At 32.6% G+C, this 18,861-nt stretch carries 20 protein-coding genes and 1 other RNA gene; 14 read left to right on the plus strand and 7 right to left on the minus strand.

The genetic code is table 11. The annotated features are described in order from the left end of the window. Positions 1–4: 4 nt before the first annotated feature. The 5 genes from BGO27_03065 to BGO27_03085 all read left to right on the plus strand — a co-directional run bounded on the left by BGO27_03065 (position 5) and on the right by BGO27_03085 (position 3,452). Positions 5–718: a signal peptidase I gene (locus BGO27_03065; GenBank protein OJV13578.1), complete on the plus strand. Its 714-nt coding sequence runs from the start codon at positions 5–7 to the stop codon at positions 716–718. Positions 719–780: 62 nt separating this feature from the next. Continuing rightward, positions 781–1,464: a ribonuclease III gene (locus tag BGO27_03070; protein OJV13579.1), complete on the plus strand. Its 684-nt coding sequence runs from the start codon at positions 781–783 to the stop codon at positions 1,462–1,464. A gap of 78 nt (positions 1,465–1,542) precedes the next feature. Further along, positions 1,543–2,085 (plus strand): hypothetical protein, encoded by a 543-nt coding sequence (locus BGO27_03075; GenBank protein OJV13580.1) that lies wholly within the window; start codon positions 1,543–1,545, stop codon positions 2,083–2,085. Positions 2,086–2,124: 39 nt separating this feature from the next. Continuing rightward, positions 2,125–2,787, plus strand: coding sequence for a hypothetical protein (locus BGO27_03080; protein ID OJV13581.1), 663 nt, complete (start codon positions 2,125–2,127; stop codon positions 2,785–2,787). 5 nt (positions 2,788–2,792) lie between these two features. Beyond that, positions 2,793–3,452 carry a hypothetical protein gene (locus tag BGO27_03085; protein OJV13582.1) on the plus strand — a complete coding sequence of 220 codons (660 nt, stop codon included), beginning with the start codon at positions 2,793–2,795 and terminating at the stop codon, positions 3,450–3,452. A gap of 2 nt (positions 3,453–3,454) precedes the next feature. On the opposite strand, the gene BGO27_03090 is transcribed toward BGO27_03085, so the two are convergent. From BGO27_03090 to BGO27_03110, 5 genes are all read right to left on the minus strand, one after another. Next, positions 3,455–4,126 (minus strand): hypothetical protein, encoded by a 672-nt coding sequence (locus BGO27_03090; GenBank protein ID OJV13583.1) that lies wholly within the window; start codon positions 4,124–4,126, stop codon positions 3,455–3,457. Positions 4,127–4,152: 26 nt separating this feature from the next. Continuing rightward, a non-coding RNA gene (gene ssrS, locus BGO27_03095) (6S RNA) lies at positions 4,153–4,311 on the minus strand. Positions 4,312–4,313: 2 nt separating this feature from the next. Then, positions 4,314–4,637: a hypothetical protein gene (locus tag BGO27_03100; GenBank protein OJV13584.1), complete on the minus strand. Its 324-nt coding sequence runs from the start codon at positions 4,635–4,637 to the stop codon at positions 4,314–4,316. Next, positions 4,634–4,915, minus strand: coding sequence for a hypothetical protein (locus tag BGO27_03105; GenBank protein OJV13585.1), 282 nt, complete (start codon positions 4,913–4,915; stop codon positions 4,634–4,636). Before BGO27_03105 ends, BGO27_03100 begins: the two co-directional genes overlap by 4 nt. Before the next feature lie 11 nt (positions 4,916–4,926). Further along, positions 4,927–6,513, minus strand: coding sequence for a hypothetical protein (locus tag BGO27_03110; protein OJV13586.1), 1,587 nt, complete (start codon positions 6,511–6,513; stop codon positions 4,927–4,929). Between the two features lie 85 nt (positions 6,514–6,598). Here BGO27_03110 and BGO27_03115 point away from each other — a divergent pair, with 85 nt between their 5' ends. Together BGO27_03115 and BGO27_03120 are read left to right on the plus strand one after the other, a co-directional pair. Continuing rightward, positions 6,599–7,153 (plus strand): hypothetical protein, encoded by a 555-nt coding sequence (locus BGO27_03115; GenBank protein ID OJV13587.1) that lies wholly within the window; start codon positions 6,599–6,601, stop codon positions 7,151–7,153. After that, entirely contained in the window at positions 7,153–7,911 is a 759-nt protein-coding gene (locus BGO27_03120; GenBank protein ID OJV13588.1) for a hypothetical protein, read from the plus strand. The genes BGO27_03115 and BGO27_03120 overlap by 1 nt, the downstream gene beginning before the upstream one ends. A 209-nt stretch (positions 7,912–8,120) precedes the next feature. Here BGO27_03120 and BGO27_03125 read toward each other — a convergent pair whose 3' ends face one another. Further along, positions 8,121–8,921, minus strand: a complete 801-nt coding sequence (locus tag BGO27_03125) for a hypothetical protein (protein ID OJV13589.1) — start codon at positions 8,919–8,921, stop codon at positions 8,121–8,123. Between the two features lie 183 nt (positions 8,922–9,104). On the opposite strand from BGO27_03125, the gene BGO27_03130 reads away from it, so the two are divergent. Further along, on the plus strand, positions 9,105–10,406 hold the full coding sequence (locus BGO27_03130; protein OJV13627.1) for a hypothetical protein: 1,302 nt from the start codon (positions 9,105–9,107) through the stop codon (positions 10,404–10,406). Positions 10,407–10,515: 109 nt separating this feature from the next. Continuing rightward, positions 10,516–12,357, plus strand: coding sequence for a hypothetical protein (locus BGO27_03135; GenBank protein ID OJV13590.1), 1,842 nt, complete (start codon positions 10,516–10,518; stop codon positions 12,355–12,357). 49 nt (positions 12,358–12,406) lie between these two features. On the opposite strand, the gene BGO27_03140 is transcribed toward BGO27_03135, so the two are convergent. Continuing rightward, a complete protein-coding gene (locus tag BGO27_03140; protein ID OJV13591.1) occupies positions 12,407–13,309 on the minus strand; it encodes a hypothetical protein in 903 nt (300 codons plus the stop codon). Positions 13,310–13,610: 301 nt separating this feature from the next. On the opposite strand from BGO27_03140, the gene BGO27_03145 reads away from it, so the two are divergent. Genes BGO27_03145 through BGO27_03165 form a run of 5 tightly spaced genes read left to right on the plus strand, consistent with a single transcriptional unit; the run spans position 13,611 to position 18,857 of the window. Next, positions 13,611–15,221 (plus strand): flagellar M-ring protein FliF, encoded by a 1,611-nt coding sequence (locus tag BGO27_03145; protein ID OJV13592.1) that lies wholly within the window; start codon positions 13,611–13,613, stop codon positions 15,219–15,221. A 15-nt stretch (positions 15,222–15,236) separates the two neighbouring features. Next, complete coding sequence (locus BGO27_03150; protein OJV13593.1) at positions 15,237–16,250, plus strand: flagellar motor switch protein FliG; 1,014 nt, start codon at positions 15,237–15,239, stop codon at positions 16,248–16,250. 59 nt (positions 16,251–16,309) lie between these two features. Further along, the gene (locus tag BGO27_03155) at positions 16,310–17,122 is read left to right on the plus strand and encodes a hypothetical protein (protein ID OJV13594.1); all 813 of its coding nucleotides are present in this window, start codon (positions 16,310–16,312) and stop codon (positions 17,120–17,122) included. After that, positions 17,119–17,487: a two-component system response regulator gene (locus tag BGO27_03160; protein ID OJV13595.1), complete on the plus strand. Its 369-nt coding sequence runs from the start codon at positions 17,119–17,121 to the stop codon at positions 17,485–17,487. Before BGO27_03155 ends, BGO27_03160 begins: the two co-directional genes overlap by 4 nt. Further along, positions 17,487–18,857 (plus strand): PleD family two-component system response regulator, encoded by a 1,371-nt coding sequence (locus BGO27_03165; GenBank protein OJV13596.1) that lies wholly within the window; start codon positions 17,487–17,489, stop codon positions 18,855–18,857. Before BGO27_03160 ends, BGO27_03165 begins: the two co-directional genes overlap by 1 nt. Positions 18,858–18,861 lie beyond the last annotated feature (4 nt).

The raw sequence follows: 18,861 nt of genomic DNA on the forward strand, positions 1-18,861 counted from the left end.
CTAAATGTCTAAAAGATATAAAAAGGTAATATCAGAAAACGTGAAATCATTGCTGTTTGCAGTGATTGCTGCCCTTTTTATACGTTCATTTGTTATCGAGCCGTTTAAAATTCCGTCGCCTTCCATGAAACCTACATTGCTTATTGGCGATTTTATTTTTGTACTTAAATATCCATATGGTTACAGTAGGCACTCTTTGCCGTTTGCGCCAAAATTATTTGAAGGTAGAGTTTTTGAGTCTTCTCCTGAAAGAGGGGACGTTATAGTATTTAAATTCCCTAAAAATGATAATGTTTACTTTATTAAACGTGTTATAGGTTTGCCTGGTGATCGTATTCAAATGAGAGACGGCTTATTATATGTTAATGATCAAAAAGTTCCAAGAGAGTACATAGGAAAATATTCTGACGAAGAATATGCAGATGTACAGGTTTTCAAGGAAACAATTGGGGAGAAGTCTTTTGAGACTCTAGATTTAGACCCCGATGGACCACTTGATAATACAAGAGAGTTTTCGGTTCCACCAGAGCATTATTTCTTTGTGGGAGATAACCGTGATGCCTCAAACGACAGCCGAAGAGATGTTGGGTTTGTACCTAGTGAAAATTTAGTAGGTAAGGCCAAAATTGTTTTCTTCTCAATTTCAGGATCTTTCTGGCATATTTGGGAATGGCCAAAATCGATCAGATTTAAAAGGTTGTTGAGTATTATAGATTAATTTAGGGTATAAAATAATATTAAGGGTGCAACTTTACAAGTTAGATAAGGCTAAAAAAATCTATGCAAAAAGTAGAAAACTGGGCTAAAGAAGTATTAAAAGTAGATTTTGCTGATATTGATTCTTTAGTGATCGCACTAACCCACGCCAGCGTTGGAAGTATGCAGCAGGGTGTTAAAAACTATGAAAAACTAGAATTTCTAGGTGATAGTGTACTTAACTTAGTTGTTACCCATAAATTAATTAATCGCTTCCCTGATGAATCTGAGGGTGATTTAGCAAGGCGTCGTGCTGCTCTTGTTAATACTGAAACTCTATATAAAATTGCGAAAAAATTGAAAGTAGATGAAATGATAATACTTTCAACAAGTGAAGAGAAATGCGGTGGCCGACAAAATAAGCGTAACCTTGAAAATGCTTTAGAGGCAGTAATTGGTGCAATATACCTTGATAATGGATTTGCCGTAGCTAAAGCAATGGTAGAGCAATTGTTTGTTGATGAAGTAATTCAAAATAGTGTCCCTCCAAGAGATTCCAAAACATTACTTCAGGAAGTGGTTCAAAAAATGGGCTTGCCTATACCGCAATATAGCATTGTATCTAAGTCAGGACCCGATCACGACCCTGAGTTTGAAATACAGCTTGTTGTTGATAACCAATCGCCTGTTATTGTTAAAGCAAAATCACGCAAAATTGGCGAAAAAATGACAGCGGAAATTATGTTAAGACGCCTAGGTGCTATATAAAAACCTATTTAACACTTGACTAAGGGTTAAATGAATAATATTTATACACAACTTTATAATTAATTTTTAAGTATAAATATGGCAACGAACTTTTTAACATTTTATGTACCAGACAGAGACTATCATTATAAAAAATTAGAAGAATTTATAGCAGATCCAACTTATACTCACTTAAGTTTTGGTAAGGGGGTGTTCTATTCATCAGGTACTATCGCAGATTGGCTATCGGGATATTTAAAATCTTTTGTCAGTTTCTGCTTTATAAGTACTATTATAATATTACAATGTATCTTTGAACCAAGAAATCTTAATATTCGTGATTTATTGTACTCAAGAAATTATGAAGATAAAAATTCCATGAAGTGGCTGGATAAAATCATTTTTAAATATGAATATGACCATGCTAATGTAGATTTTAGTAATCTAAAGTTTTCAGGAAAAGAGGTCGTAGCATTTCTAAATGATTATTATAAATCAGGTGTAAATGAACATTATCAAAGAGAATCTGTTAAAAATTTATTTGAGCATAAATACTTAGACGCTGATATTTTAACAACTCATGACAAAATTGATGTAAATACGCCATATGCTGCAATTCTTGATATTGATTATGGTTACTAAGTTTAATTAAAATAAGAAAAATTTATGTTGGAAAATTATATGAAAGCATCTGTAGTAGAAAAGCCGTTATTTAATAATGCACTTGCTGAAAATACAGGGAAATCAGGGCTACATCAGGCTGTAATTTTTGATAATTTTCATGAAACACTTTACTTGCTGGAAAGCGGAACAAATCCTGATATTTTAGACAGGCTACCTGTTCCAAATAATTTAGATAAATTTTACCAGGAAACACCAATGTTTGCTGCTGCTCGTAATAATAGTTTTAGGTCGGCTTATTTACTAATTTCAAAAAAAGCAAATTTATTGGTTACTAACGAACAAGGCTACAGTTTATTAGATATAGCAACCATTTACGGTAGTCATTTTATTGTTGCTATGCTTCTGATAAATGGTATGACGCCATCAAAACATAAATGTGAGACACGTAATAAAGAATTAGTTAATTATTTTAACTTAGCAGAAGATGTTGATGTTATATTAGACTTAGTCATTCAATATAATCAAAAGCTTTTACCTGATTTTAAGCATCTAAATTTATCATGTAGGATGAAAATAGAAATGCGAGAAAATTTTTTGGGTAATTTTGAAAACGAAATCACTCCTGAGCATGGATATTTACTAAGTGGCAATGTGATATATGATGCAGTTATTAAAAACAAATTAAAGCAATATATTCAAGGCTTATCTTTAGAGAAGTAATTAGTATGAAAAAAAGAATAATTAATAATTTAGTAAAAAAAGGAATTATAATGCCAATCAATAGTGTTGATGAAAAGGGTTTTGTACCATTACATTATGAAGTAATAAATAATAATATAGAAGCAGTCAAAAGTTTAATAAAAGCTGGTGCGGATGTCAATATCGAATCAAAAGGGGGTTTTGCTGCCTTGCATTATGCTGCATATAATAACTTATATGAAATTGCACTAATTTTAATACAAAATGCTGCTAAAATTGATAGACCTAATTATGCTGGCTATAGACCGATTGATTTAGCTGTTGTCACAGGTAATATTGAATTGGTATTAGTGTTATTATTAAATGGGGCAAAAAAATCTAATTTTGTTGGTTCAAATGATGAAGTTAACTGTCTAATGAAAAGTAAAAATATCATCGAGACTGCATTCAATAAATTCATGGAAATCAATATACAAAAGGCAGAAGAAATGGTCGAAAATATATATACATGGGCAGAAAAAGTTAGATATGCCAATATAATGAGTACAAAGGAAAAGTTACTTACATCTGAAAATGGGTTTATTGTAAGTGGCAATCAGAACCTTGATAATTATATAGATTTTCAAGTAAAATATGCATTGGCTGATTCTATTTTTAAACAACGTATTTCTATGCAAAATAAATAAAACTACATACCCAGACCTTGACCACCTTTCGATGTATTGTGCTGGTCAAGTTGTCTGTGGTAATCTTTATGCAAATTATCCATATCTTTAGCAAATGATTTATCAATATTTTGTGTTTTAGCTTCATGCTTCATGGCATATTGAAGCCCACCTATTACCATGTTATTAATAAAGTTTTCTAAAGCGGTTTCACCTGCAATAGCTTGAGGATGTATAAATTTATAGAATTCGTAGATTGCCATTTCTAAAAGGTGCTTTTTGTGTTCTTTAGAAGCACGTTTCTGCTCTTTTGTAAGCATTCTATCATCATCTTTAAGTAAGTCTTCGTGTTTCTCACGAAACTTTTTATGTATCATGCCGATTAAGAGTTTGACAACGTCTTCACCTTCAACATTTTTGCCTTCTTGTCGAAGTTTGTTAACTATTTTATTGATTTCCTGCTCTAAATCTACGCGTTCCTGAACGTTTAAGATGCTTAAGCCATGGTCTATACCACGCTCTGACAATTCCTGAAGAATTTTATCTATCATAATAATAATAGCATTCTCATGCTCTTTAGAGTCGCTATTATTAAGGATTTCCATTATTTCGGTGAGGGCAGCTTTATCATAATCGGGGAATTTTTCTGATACTTTAGCGAAGAATAGTTCATCTTTTCTATTGTTATCAGACATTTTTATCCTCTACAATCTTGCCGATGAGCGGAACCACTTCGGCGGTTATTAATAAGATCCTCAACAAACCTTTTTGTTTGAGGTGGGTGCCATATTGTAGTGCCAACAGCATCTACAAGGGACAGCTCCCATAAAAAAATCATAGGTCTCGGGAAATACTTACACAACCTACCAAGCAGCCCCAAAACTATGTATACATTTTATCTAGCTTTTCTGCAAGGTTTTCTATGTACTCAGCCATAATTTCTGCAGATTTATTTAAGCTATCACCGTCAGTATCACCAAATTTCACTTTATCTTTCAATATGTTATCCAGATCTCTTATCTTATCTTCCATTAAAATGCCAGCCATAACAAAAAGCATGCTGTCACTGGCGCGTGGCATAGCCTTAGATAATTCTGTTAGGCGGCTATCAAATTTTTTAGCAAGTTCAAGTAATTGTTCTTCTTCACCATCACCGCAAGAAAGGTTGTAATTTGACCCTTTAATTTTTACACTGACTATGCTCATTTTTTTCTCGCTGCTATAAGTAAATCTAATTGTTTGATTGAATTGGAAATTTCACATGCAATTTCCTGGCGCTCACTCTTTTCATACTCAATTTGCGATTCTAGCTCTTCTACGCGCTCTTTAAGAAGTTGATTTTCTTCTTGTAACCTTACTAGTTCGTCAGATGCTGATAGTTGACCTTTTTTAAATGAGGTTGCTATTATTTTTTCGATAGTTGTCTCAAGCGCCCCTAGCGCCTTAACCAACCTGTTTTCTTCTAAAATAATATTATCAGACATAATTTTTACCTTTAAATGAATCGCTCTTTAGAAAGATTGGTAAGTCCTTCTATAAGTTTTTTTATTTTATCTTTGGCTTTAACTTTAATATTAATATTTTTCTCGTTATTTTCAATACAATATTCTACCTGTTTAATACTTGATAAATCAATATACCCAATATTAGATAAATCAATTGTAATATTTGACTGATTTAAATTTGTAAATTTACTGGTAAATATATTATCAAAATTTGAAAAAGTTAAATCACCTGTTAACTGAAGGGTTTGTCCTTCAATTTTTGAGTACGACTTTTCTTTAAAATGCTTTAGGTTTAGTAGTAAAATTGTAGCCATACCTGAAGCTACGCCAATTATCATGTCTGTAGTGGCAGTAAGTACAATAGTTACGATTAATGCAATACTATCTTCCTTAAGTCCTGACTTTAGAACAGTTTTAATTTCTTTGATTTCTATCATATTGATTGCGGTGTTTATTAGAACGGCAGATAACGCAGCCATTGGAATGTCATCTATAATATGTGCAAATGTGAGGACATATAAAGTTACTAATAAAGAGCAAATCATGGATGATATTGGTGATTTTGCCCCAGACTTAATATTTGTCGCAGTTCTTGCAATAGCTCCAGTTGCGGGCATTCCCTGGAAAAGACTGGAAATGAAATTTGCAAATCCTATGCCGAATAATTCACTGTTAGAATCATGTTTTGTCCCAGCTAAGCTATCCGCCATTCTAGCCGATAATAAAGACTCAAGAGAAGCAAGTAATGCTACCATAAAAGCTGATGGCAGAAGTTGCACGATCATATTACTATCTGTTATTATTAAGTTTCCTGAGAAATCTGGCAGTTTATTAGGTATGCCAGATATTTTTATACCGTTTTCTATAAATGAGAATGTACTTTCAATAGTTTTAATATCATATCCATTTTTAATGGCGATATAGCTGATAATGCTAGTTATAAAAATTGCCCCAACAATTGAAGGAAGCTTTTGTAAAACTATAAAAGGTATTCGATGCCAAAATCTGATTAACAATAAGGTAGTAAGTCCAATTGTCATATCAGCTAAGCTTATAGTATTTATATTACTCAATAAAGTTTTCAGTCGGTAATATAAGTATCCATCAAACTTAGGTAAGTTAAATCCTAAGAAATCTTTTAATGATATTACAAAAATAACAATAGCTATGCCAGTAGTAAAACCTAAGACTATGCTGTGCGGCATATATTTCATATATTTGCCTAGCCTAAATACCGACATAAATATTACAATAATTCCAGCCATAAATTGTGAAGTGATTAACCCTTCAATTCCATATTTCGTATATATCGGAGCAAGAATTGCTACAAATGCTGCTGTAGGACCGCTAACCTGTGTTTTAGAGCCGCCAAGTAAGGCTGCAAAAAATCCTGCAACCATAGCTGTGTAAACGCCATAAGAAGGATTAAGTCCAACTGCTATTGCGAGCGCCATAGCGAGAGGGAGAGAAACCAGTGATACAACTAATCCTGAAATAGCATCGGACTTAAAATCCTTAAGATTGTATCCGGATTTTAAACTCTTAATTAATGCTGTACCAAATTCAATTTTCACCATTTTTATTACTTGCAAGATTACTAAACAGCTGTATTCTGTACATATTTAAAATATAATAATATAGTTAAGAGTTTAATACAATAAAATGTTAAGTTTTTTAAAAATTTTGAACGAAATTTTCCCCCTTGTTACCTTTTTTGTTCTATATAAAACATACGATATGATAATCGCAACGATGGGTATTTCAATTGCTTCAGTTGTTTCATTGCTAATCAATTATAAAATTGAAAAAAAGATGAATATAGTACCGTTAATATCTACTGCAATGTTAATAGGTATTGCTCTGTTCTCATATTTAAGTAATGACCCAAATTTAATAAAACTCAAACCAACATTTTTAAATCTTTTATTTGCTATCGCTTTGTTAGTAGGAATAGTTAAAGGTAAAGGATTTATAAAGTATTTATTTGGGTCTGCTTTTGAAATGAGCGAAGAGCAGTGGATTGCTCTTTCTAAAAGATGGATGATGTTTTTTATAACTATGGCTGTAGCGAATGAAATTGTTTGGAGAAATTTTGATGAAAATATATGGGTTAATTTTAAAGTCTTTGGAATGTTGCCAATGACGATTGCTTTTGCAGCAAGTCAAATGCCATATATTATGAAAAATTCAAAAAACAAGCTGGAGCAAAGTAGTTAATGATATTAGATTTATTTGCGGATATAATTTTAAAAACAACTAAAGAAATTTTTATAGTACCTGCATGTGCGGTAGGATATTTGGCATTAAATAAAAGAATATTTGCTAATATCATAATGCTTATAACTTTTACAATGGTATATAACACTTTCTTAAAATATCAGTTTAAAGTACCGCTTTCATTTAAAGACGGATATGCATTCCCAAGTGGTCACATGCACTTTGCCTTTATTTTCTGGACAGCTCTGGCAGTGCAATATAAAAATAAGTTACTCAAAGCTGTGGCATTTTTAATGATTGCATTAGTTGGGTGCTGCTTAGTATATAAAGGTTATCATTCCATTGTTGATGTATTAGCATCAATTGGATTTGGTGGAATTACGATAATACTATTTAAAATTTACAATACTAGTTTTAAAGGGGCAACTTCCTCGGTTATTATGGGGATAGTGCTAATATTTATAGCAATAATGCTCAGCTATAGCATGAAGGAGTTCCAAAGTCATTTATATGTAGCATTCGGTGCATTATTTGGCGCTACAATTGGTTATTATCTGAATATAAGCTCAAATTTACATGTAAAATCGACAGTGATTAAGCTTGTAATAGGCGGCGCAGGTATTGTAACCTTTGCAATGATTTATACAATATTACCAGCTGCAATGCAATCTGGATGGGGCAAGTTTGCGCTATTCTTTATTTTAAATTTATGGATTACTTTCTTGGCTGAGAAGACAGCTAAAGTTTGTTTAAGATAGTGCATAGGTTTCATATTATCGCTGACAGTCATTGCTGTAGAAGTTCGTAGTATCGGTGACGGAATTTGCCGCTTGTCATTGCTGCATAGGTTCAGAGTTTCGGTTACGGTCATTGCGAGGAATGCAGCGCATTCCGTGGCAATCCATTTCAGGTTCAAGTTTTTCTGGATCAACCATGTTTAGCAATATTAATAAATATCATGCAATCATTACTTAGGAATTGTATATGCAACAAATCCATCAACTGTTTCTAGTACCTGAATGTTTCTATCATATTTGTGCGCAAGCGTAGTATCACGTACTGTATAAACCGCATAATCCCTTGAAAGATCGGTAGAATCAAGATCTAAGTTAAAGTCACCACACATTATAACTGAGCTAATGTCACTATAGTTTTCAGCAGATTCGATGATGCTTCTAATATCGGTAACTGAATTGAAAAATTCCCTCGACATGGGTTCGTGCCAGTAGAAATGAGCATTAATCAAAGCAAATTTCGTTTGTTTTTCTAGATTTTGAATTTCAAAATATTGGTAATTATTATTTTGTTCAATAAGCTCAATATTATCCTGAAAATCTGATGTAATATTTTGAGCAGAAAATCTTTCTTTATCAAAAACTAAAAAATTTCCCTGAGGAAGATTTAAAAAGTCTTTATGTATCCTGTACTGGTGCTTAGTAGCATTTAAATTCTCTTCTAATAAATCCATAAAATAATATATGTCTTCACTAGATTTAGGCATTTCTTGTAAGGTTAAAATACCTATATTATGTTGCTCAGCAAAATCTGCGATTTCTTTAGCTACATATTTTAATCTAATATGATATTCGTCGGAGCTTTCAATAATTCCAAAGCCATTGTTAAAATACTGATTGCGTTGATTAAATCTGCCCTGAACCAAAATATTCCATGTAAATATATTGCCAGCGATTTGATGTGTGTTATAAACTAGCGGCGTATGATCTGATAATGTAAGTAAAGGACTATATGATTTGGGATAAGGGTACATTTCTTATTAAATTAACTTTTTCTAATGTTAAAATTTAAGTATATACTTATATAAGTTTTTTGACCGCTTGTATAGTAAAACTTTGTTTTATTTTAGCATAAATTTATGATAAAATCTGGTGAAGGGCAGATAAAATAAGTAGTTTGAATGGTTAGTATATATCACTTAACAGACAAAGATCCAATTTTAGAGGGTGATGAACTTTACCCCGAGCTAGAGCTTTTGGCTCAGGCTATTGTAAAATCTGGTCGTCTTAGAATTGATGCAAATCCTGCTTCAAACTGTATAAAGCTTACTATTCCAGAGCTATACATTACTCTGGCATTCTCAGTTAGAGAAATTAATGATGCAGCACTTATAAAGCGTACACAAAAATTTATTTATAATTTATGGTTTCGTAAATTTGGGAATAAAGACAGAGCGCTTGCAAAAACCCAGCAAACTATTGTTTTACTTAAAAAAGAGATAGATAAACTAGTTCCTTTAGATCCTAGTATTGAGATCAAAATTGCCAGAATTCTTGCCCAGACTATTCACCCAGTTGTACTTCAGCTTATTCTGATTGATGGAGTTGAATTTTTTGTAACTTATGGACATTCAATTGGCGAGATGCTTGATATTCCAACATGGAAGTCTTCTGGTGATAATTCTGGTATGCAGTCAACAGACGGAATAGATAGTGCGATTTTTATATCGTGCGGGGGAGATCCATTAGGTGAAACAGATAAAGAAAACCCAACATTTGGTGATGGAAAGCCAGCTTTAGCAAGAATGATGATTATTGGCGCTCAGGAAATGGGGCATTTTTCAGACATTAAGCGTGATAATATTGGAAGGCAAATCGGCAGGTATTCAGCATTTGCTTTTGGCTCAAGACCTGATCCTAAAGTATCGGAAATGAGAAGACGCGACATACAACATGTGAAGGACTTAGAAAGAAAGCTGAAGATTATTGGTTTAGATAAGCTGTTAGAAGCAGAAAAAAATTATAAGTTTTTTATAAAAGTAAAAAAAGGCTGGATTACCATATTTTTCTCATGGTTAATATATCAATTCCGCAGAATGAAGTTTTGCTTAAAGGCAAGTACTGTTAAACTTAATGTTATTGATAAATTTATGGTCAAGCATAAGTTTGCCGCACATCTAATAGACACAATGATAAGTGATATGCTATTTAACCTCGAACCAAAGGCAGATGTATACTCTAGAAGCAATAAGCAAGAGGAAGAGGCTATTGCCTGCGTAGAGGCTTTAGCACGGGTTCCACAGCAGGTTATAAAGTGGGGTAAAAACGAAACACGGCTATTTACACCCAATTTATACAAATATTATTACTCCGAGGTGATCCCTGGTTGTATTAGAGCATTTGAAACGCTAGCAAACCGTAAATATCGTAATAAAATTACCCTTCCAAGATTTTATTACTTGAAAAAGTTCAAAAATTACATTAAAAAACTTCTATCCAAAAAACGTATAAAACTCTGAAAAATATACAGTTTCCCAATTAAATCGTCATTGTACTTAATTTATATTGCAAAAAAGTTAAAATTATGTTAATAACTTTGTTGGTTTAACATTACAAAGTGCTATTATTATGCTCGGTCAAAGTATTTATAAACTTTCATATTTTGATTATCTTAACAATTTATCGGATGAAGATTTAATGATTCATCTAAGAAATTTAGATAAGAATCAAATTGTTTCGATTAGATCAATTGTAAAACATAATGCGTATACTCAATTATCACTTAACGATGCTATGATTGCGGTTAGTTTGCGTCACAATTATTATGGAATTATTAGAAATATTAATAATATTGGTCTTGTAATACCAGCATATATTGAAAATATTAATATAGGTAAATTTATAGCTAAATATGCTGATATGAACTTTGTGCTTTGTCAAATAATCAGTAATTCAGAAATTTCTTTCACTACGAATTTGTATCTTGAGATACCAGAGCTTATTAAACGTGAGAATAATACAAGTAAATTATCTGAGATGGTATATAGACTATTACAAAATCAATATGTTATTGATGGGATGCTAAAATACGATGTTATGGTTGCCGAAATGTTATTTGTAGCAATAACTAAAGCTAACTATGAATTAATTGGTAGAATATTAGAAATAAGGCCAGACTTTGCTCATAAAGAGATATATAACAAACATTCATTTTTAGTGGCGTTAATAAGGGATGAAAGAATTAATCCAGTATTTCTTCAGCATTGTATTAAAAAGTACAACTTAAATATTAACCAGCCAACTTTTAGCAAAGATTACCCTATTTACTATGCAGCAGAAAGTGCTGATAAGGACAAATTATTAGCTTTACTGGCTAATGGCGCTAATCCAGATGTTATTTCTTTAACAACAAATAAGCCAGTTATTAAAACAATTTTGCAGAACTTTAATATTGAGTTTGTAAAAACTTTAAAACGCTATAATTTTAACATATTTTATCACCTTAGTGGTTTTAATGGATTTAAACCTGTTTTTAGCGCAATAATCGTTAACAAAGGCGATAATAAAGAATATGTGGCTATGGATTTATTAAAAGATAATCAAGAGCTTGAAAAAGCTCGCAGTTTATACAGGATGCACCATGCACTTGGTAATAAGCTTGTTTATCATGATGATTCTGGTAATTACGCAAAAATTTCTAAGGATTGGTTAATTTGGTCAATACGAAAATTTTCTAAGAGAAACCCCAGAGACTTGATGTTTATAAAGTCCAAATTAAAGGATTTAGTAACATTTGTACGAAATATTGATGATTTTATTATAGAAAATTTAAATAAGAAAAATAACAATTATTGTATTGATATTCCAGGGCATGCTCTATACATAGCTGTTGATAAAATATCATGTGATGGATTTCATATAACTTTTTTAGACAAAGGTATGCTTGCGTTGCACCATGAGCAATTTACAGACCGTGTATATCTGCCTTATATGGAAATGAATAAAGCAAATACTATAAGTTTTTTAAATAAGTTAAAAAATTCTACAAAACAAGAAAGGCAGTTATTAGTAGAAAATGCTATTAAAAATGAAACTTATTATAATGATAATCTTGAGAATTTTAAATATGAACCTCATCATTTCCCTAAGAAGCTTTTAAAGCCGACATGTAGTTACTCAAATTTAAAGTTAGTAGTCAGGCACTATTTGACGCAGGAATTCGGTATTGATCTTGGTACTAATATTTATAGATACATTATCTTACGTACAAGGTATTACGAGGCGCTCTGCATGGATTATGAGAGGGTTTCTAAAGATGCTAATATAGACGAGAATTTAATCAGATCTTCTGCTATTGACGCTGTTAGTAATTATGAAAGTAAAACTATGCCTCTAGATGTAAGTTTTACAGAGAAAGAAGAGAACTTTAGAGCAAATAGATCTCGCTATTCTCAGTCTGGTATAAATTAAAAAAGCGGCTTAATAGCCGCTTTTTTAAAATCTTTAAAAAGGTTATGTATTACATACCGCTTTTGAAGATGCTACCAATGCTGTTTTTAACAGGAGCTGGCTTCATGAAAGATGAAGTTTTAAGTGCGTCTAAAGCGCTTAATCCTGTTGTAGCTTTTTTAGCAGCTGGTTTTTTGATTTTTGTTACAGACTTTTTGAGTGGTGTAACTTTTTTAGCTTTTTTAACAGTTACTTTTTTAGCAACTACTTTTTTAGCAGCAGGTTTCTTAGCTACTACTTTTTTAGCTACTTTTTTAGCTGTTGTTTTTTTAGCTACTTTTTTAACTGTTTTCTTAGCAGTAGCTTTTTTAGCTACTTTTTTAACAGTCTTTTTAGCTGTTGTTTTTTTAGCTACTTTTTTAGCAGCTGGCTTTTTAACCGCTACTTTTTTAGCTGTTGTTTTTTTAGCTACTTTTTTAACTGTTTTCTTAGCAGTAGCTTTTTTAGCTGTTGTTTTCTTAGCTACTTTCTTTTTAGCTGGAGCTTTTTTAGCTTTTTTAGCTTTAGCAGCTTTAGCGGCTTTAGCAGCTTTTTCCATTTTTTTCATTTCTGCAGCAGCATCAATAGAAGTTCTACCAGCAGATTTATTGCCTGTGAGCATTACTTTTTTAACTAATTTAGATTTAACTAAAATAGCAACTAAAGCTTTAACGCCTTCTTTTGTAATTGTATTGTGAGATAAATCAACAACGTCAACGTTCATTTTATTTTTAATAATAGCTTCGATTAAAGCTTTTGCAGCTTTATCGCCGATTTGACAGTGTTTGAAAGAGATTTTGCTTACGCTAGATCCTTTTACTGCTGCTACCATTTTAACAACTTGGTCGCTTGACATTTTAACGTGTGAAACAACCATTTCTTTAACTATTTTTTTAGCCTTAGAAGGCTTTTTAGCTGTGGCGCTCATAATCATAATTTCCCCATTAATAATTAGCCCATGTAATTAGCTTACAATATTAACTTTGTAACATAATTATTAATATGTCAACTTTTGTACTACAAAATAGATAATTTTTTTACCTTTTGCACTTTTTCTATTAATAGGTGTGTTATTTTTGCAACAATATTAAAATCTTTTGTATTTCAATACATTATAAAAAACCTACAAAAATACATAATTTTAAAAAAAATAAAAATTTAATATTGCCTTTATAATAGCACCTAAATATTATTCTATTAATTAATATGAATTTTTGTTACACAGAGGCCTTTTAATGGAGTCGTTATTTCAACTCTTCCGCTCTATGTCGCCAGGCAAAATTATGGCGGTTACAGTAGGGGGATTACTGTCATTAGTAGGTATTGGATATTTAATTATAGCTTACTCAGTCAAAAACTTTGACGTTCTATATTCAAGTTTAGATTTAGCTGATAGCTATGAGATCATCAAAGAACTAGAAAACCGCAATATAGAATATAAAGTAAAAGGAAACGGAAGCCAGGTATTGGTAGATGAAGATAAGGTTCTTAGATTAAGAATGGAGCTTGCTGAACTTGGGCTGCCTAATAAAGGTTCTGTAATTGGTTATGAGATTTTTGATAAAGCAGATGCAATTGGTACTTCAAGCTTTCTTCAGAACGTTAATTTGGTTAGGGCTTTAGAAGGTGAGCTTAGTAGAACAATTGGAGCTATTGCTAAAATTGAAAGTGCCAGGGTTCATTTAGTTGTACCTAAAAGAGAATTATTTTCCCGTGAGGTTCAAAAGCCTTCTGCATCTGTAATGATAAAAACTAGAGGTACAGATCCAATTGGAAAAGAGCAAATTAGCGCTATTTCTCATTTGGTATCAACAGCTGTTCCAGGATTAGAAACAAATATGATCACAATTGTTGACGCTAAAGGCAGATCGCTTAAGCTAGCGGCGGATGATGATGAAGATTCACAAGCTGCTATAGTCAGTAATGCAGAAGATTTTAGAATAAATTTTGAAAAGAGGCTAAAAAAGCAGATAGAGGAATTATTAGAAAGGTCTGTAGGGCAAGGTCATGTGACGGCACAGGTTACAGCTGATATTAACTTTGACAGAGTTGTCACTAACTCAGAGATATATGATCCTGATGGTCAGGTAGTAAGATCTCTTCAGTCAATTACAGAAAGTGACAGTAGCACAGAAGGAGGTCAGGCAAATGTTTCTGTGGCTAACAATCTACCCAATACGCAACAATCTACTAATGGCGTTGCTGGTCAAAGTCAGTCTCAAAAAGTAGATCAGACTACAAACTATGAAATCTCTAAAACAGTGCGTAATCATATTAGTGAAACAGGTACTATCAAAAAACTCTCAATTGCCATCGCAGTTGATGGTCAATATAATGTAGATGATATAAAGGGAACAGTTAGCTATTTAGCCAGAACTCAGGAAGAACTGCAAAACTTTGAAAACTTAGTAAAGTCTGCTGTAGGATTTGATGACAAAAGAGGCGATAAAATTGAGGTGGTCAATTTTCAGTTTACGCAGAATCTTAATGAACTTAAGCCTCAAACTATGAAAGACTGGCTTAAACAAGAGTTTTCTAATCTAGTACAAACATTTATAATAGCAGCTGTTGTTATATTAGTAATATTGTTAGTAATAAGACCAATTGCGTTAAGAGCATTCGAGCTTGCTAAAACTGATATTGACGATACGGCAAATATTCAAAAGCTTTTAGATGAGCAGGCTCCTAATCTTGCCGAAGGTCATGAAGATAAAGACGTTATTGATATTCAGGAAGCTGAGATATTCGCGCGTAATAATACTGCTAAGTCAATTAATGACATGGTCGGCAAATACCCAAGAGAAACGCTTACAATTATGCGTAAGTGGTTAGAAGAAAATAAATAGAATAAGGGGCGGGTGATGAGTGTAGATACAAATAGCGGGCTAACTGGCGCTCAAAAAGCAGCAATAATAATGCTGTCATTATCAGAAGATAATGCAACCAAACTCTTTAGCTTAATGACAGAAGAGGAAATTAAACAAATTTCCTACGCAATGTCTACTCTGGGTACTGTAAGGCAGGAAACAGTAGAAAAACTAATGATGGAATTCAATAATGATATTGCAGGTGACGTATCATTATTAGGTAGCCTGGAAGGAACTGAAAAATTACTTGAGAAAATTCTTGGTAAAGAAAAAGTCCAGTCTATCATGGAAGAAATCAGCGGGCCTATGGGTAAAAACACATGGGATAAGCTGGCACACGTAAATGAAGATACATTATCGTCATACCTTAAAAACGAGCATCCACAAACTGTTGCGCTAATCGTTTCAAAAATGACAGCTACTCAGGCATCAAAAGTTTTGTCTATTATGCCAGAAGATATGTCATTTGATGTTATGATGCGTATGTTAAGTATAGATGCTGTTAAAAAAGAAGTTTTAGATAACGTAGAAAGAACTCTGAGAATTGAGTTTATAAATAACCTTTCTAAAACACAAAAACAAGACTCCAACCAGATGCTTGCAGAAATCTTTAATAACTTTGACAGGGTTAATGAAGCAAAGTACATGTCAATGCTTGAAGAAAAAGCACCAGAAGCTGCAGATAAAATCAAAAGCCTTATGTTTACATTCGACGACCTTATCAAAGTTACCCCACAAAGTATTCAGGTTATTTTACGTGTTATCGATAAATCAAAACTTGCTATCGCCCTTAAGGGTAGTAGCGATGCAGTAAAACAATTATTTATTAATGCTATGTCACAAAGGGCGGCTAAGATTTTACAGGAAGAAATGGAAGCCCTGGGGCCTGTAAGAATTAAAGATGTGGATGAAGCGCAATCAGGTATTATTAAAGTTGTTAAAGACCTTGCTACTAAAGGTGATGTTGTTATTGCTGATGGTAGTTCTAAAGATGAATTTATTTATTAGAAATAATTGTAATAATATGTTATCTGTAAGGTAACTACTAAACTACACGGGGAAATATTATGAATATTAAAAAATATAGTTTTACAGAGTTCTCCCGTGATAGCGCTATTAACCAGCAGGTTTTGTCAGAAGCAGAGTTTGAGAAAAGAATCAAAGTTTTTAATGAGATTTTTACTGGTAATCCATCTGATGATGAAATTCAGGTAGATGAGCAGCCACAACAAAATTATGAAGTTCAGGATTTTCAAAGTGAAACTAAAGATAATGCTCCAGAAACAATAGGAGCAGCAATTGATATTGTTAGTATTTTAGAAAAAAAGAAAGAGGAAGAAAAGCCCTTTGTAGCCGCTAAGACATATGAAGAAGGTTTGAGGGATGGTTATGAAAATGCCAGAAAAGAACTAAACCAGCTTCAAATAGATCTAACAAACGAACAAAATACTGTTATCAATATGTTAATGCAGAAGTTGAACTATCTTGGTGGAGAGCTTGTTGAAAAAGTGTCCAAAGATTTAGCATTAGAAATGACAGAACTTACAGTAGAAGTTGCAAGCAAAATTGCGGCTTCAGTTCTTAAGAAAGATTATATAGAGATTATAAGAGAAGAAATAGAAAATGTTTTATCGAAACTTATAACATCGCAAAATGTAACCGTAGAGCTAAACCCGCAAACATCTATTAAAATGCGTCCATTACTGATGTCAGAATATGATAATCAGTCTTTTAAAATGGAAATTGTTGATAATAATGATCTTGAGGTTTATGATTGTAAAGTTTCTTGGATTGACGGTGCATTTGAATTTGTTAAAAAGAACCGTGAGCAAATAATTAAAGATATACTCAAGCAATTTGTGTCTAGAGCTAAAAAATGAAAAAGATTTTGATTGTTGAAGATAACGTTTTAAATTTAAAGCTTTTCGTAGATGTTTTAAAAGCAAATAACTTTGAGGTTATTCCTACATCCGATGGGTTTCAGGCGGTAAATTTGGTTGAAGAAAACATGCCTGATATTATTTTAATGGATATTCAGCTTCAGGGAATAACTGGAATAGATATTATTAAACAAATTAAATCTGTAGATAAATTCAGGCACATTCCAATTATAGCAATAACTGCATTTGCTGCTGCAAATGATGAAGCTAAAATTAGGGATTCAGGCTGTAACGATTTCATGGCAAAGCCTTTTAGCATAACAGATTTAGTTAAAAAAATTCAGCAAACACTAGAGGTTTCATAATGAGCGGCAGAGTTTTAGTAGTAGACGACCTTATACCAAATATAAAGTTACTTGAGGCTAAACTGAATGCTGAATATTACGTAGTTTCCACTGCTAAAAGCGGTAAAGAAGCTTTAGATTTTTTAGAAAATAATCAGGTTGATATTATCCTTTTGGATGTAATGATGCCTGAAATGGATGGTTTTGAGGTTTGTAAGCTGATTAAAACCAATCCCAAAACATCACATATACCTGTTATTATGGTAACAGCTCTTAGTGAGGTTGAGGATAGGGTTACAGGGCTTAAATCAGGTGCTGATGATTTTTTAACCAAGCCAATCAATGACGTTATTTTAATGGCAAGACTTAAGTCATTACTAAGACTTAAATCTATTATAGATGAGATAAGAATCAGAAGTGAGTCATTAAATCAGCTTGGTGTCGATCAAAATTTAGTGAAGCTAGATTTTAATTGCTTAAATGGTGCAAGGGTATTACTGGTTGATGATGATGTTGCACAGCGTAATAATGTTGCTAAAAACTTAAGTGAACAAAAAGCTATAGTTAACTGTTTGGATGATGAGCCTCAGGTTATTGAAGAGCTTAAGAAAACCCCATACGATGTAATTATGATAAGCAGTCAGCTTTTAAAAATAGATAGTTTAAGGCTTTGTTCGCATATCCGTAGTATGAAAGAATTCAGGCATATTCCGATTTTACTGTTAGTAGAGGAAGATGAAGCGACAACCCTTGCTAAGGGCTTAGAGATTGGCGCAAATGATTATTTAGTTACCCCAATCGATATAACAGAGCTTATAACCAGAACCAACACCCAGGTTAAGAAAAAGCGCTATCAGGATGAACTAGTTGCAACAATGCAGGATAATGCAACAGCAGCTGTAAAAGACGCTTTAACAGGTATATTTAACAGACGCTACTTTGATATTCACGTGCGAAAAATATTTGATACATCCCTAGCTGCCAATAATCCATTAGTACTGGGTGTTTGTGATATAGACTTCTTTAAAAAGGTAAATGATACATATGGTCACGTAGCTGGTGATGAGGTAATTAAAGCATTTGCGAAAGTTATTTCTGAAACAATAAGGCTTACAGATTTAGTTGCACGCTTTGGTGGGGAGGAATTTGTATTTGTCTTGCCTCTTACTACTCTTCAGGATGCAATTGTTGTTGCAGAGCGTATAAGGATGAAAGTTGAGGAATTAGATGTAGTTTCCCCAGTTGATCAAAGAACAATAGAAGTTACAGCAAGTATTGGTATTACAATTATTCACCCTACTGACACACTTCAGTCAATGTTAGATAGAGCAGACCAGGCACTTTACAGAGCTAAACAATCTGGTCGTAACAGAGTGGAATTTAATGAGTAGTTTT

The sequence above is a fragment of the Alphaproteobacteria bacterium 33-17 genome, from assembly GCA_001897445.1.
Lineage (GTDB): Bacteria > Pseudomonadota > Alphaproteobacteria > Rickettsiales > 33-17 > 33-17.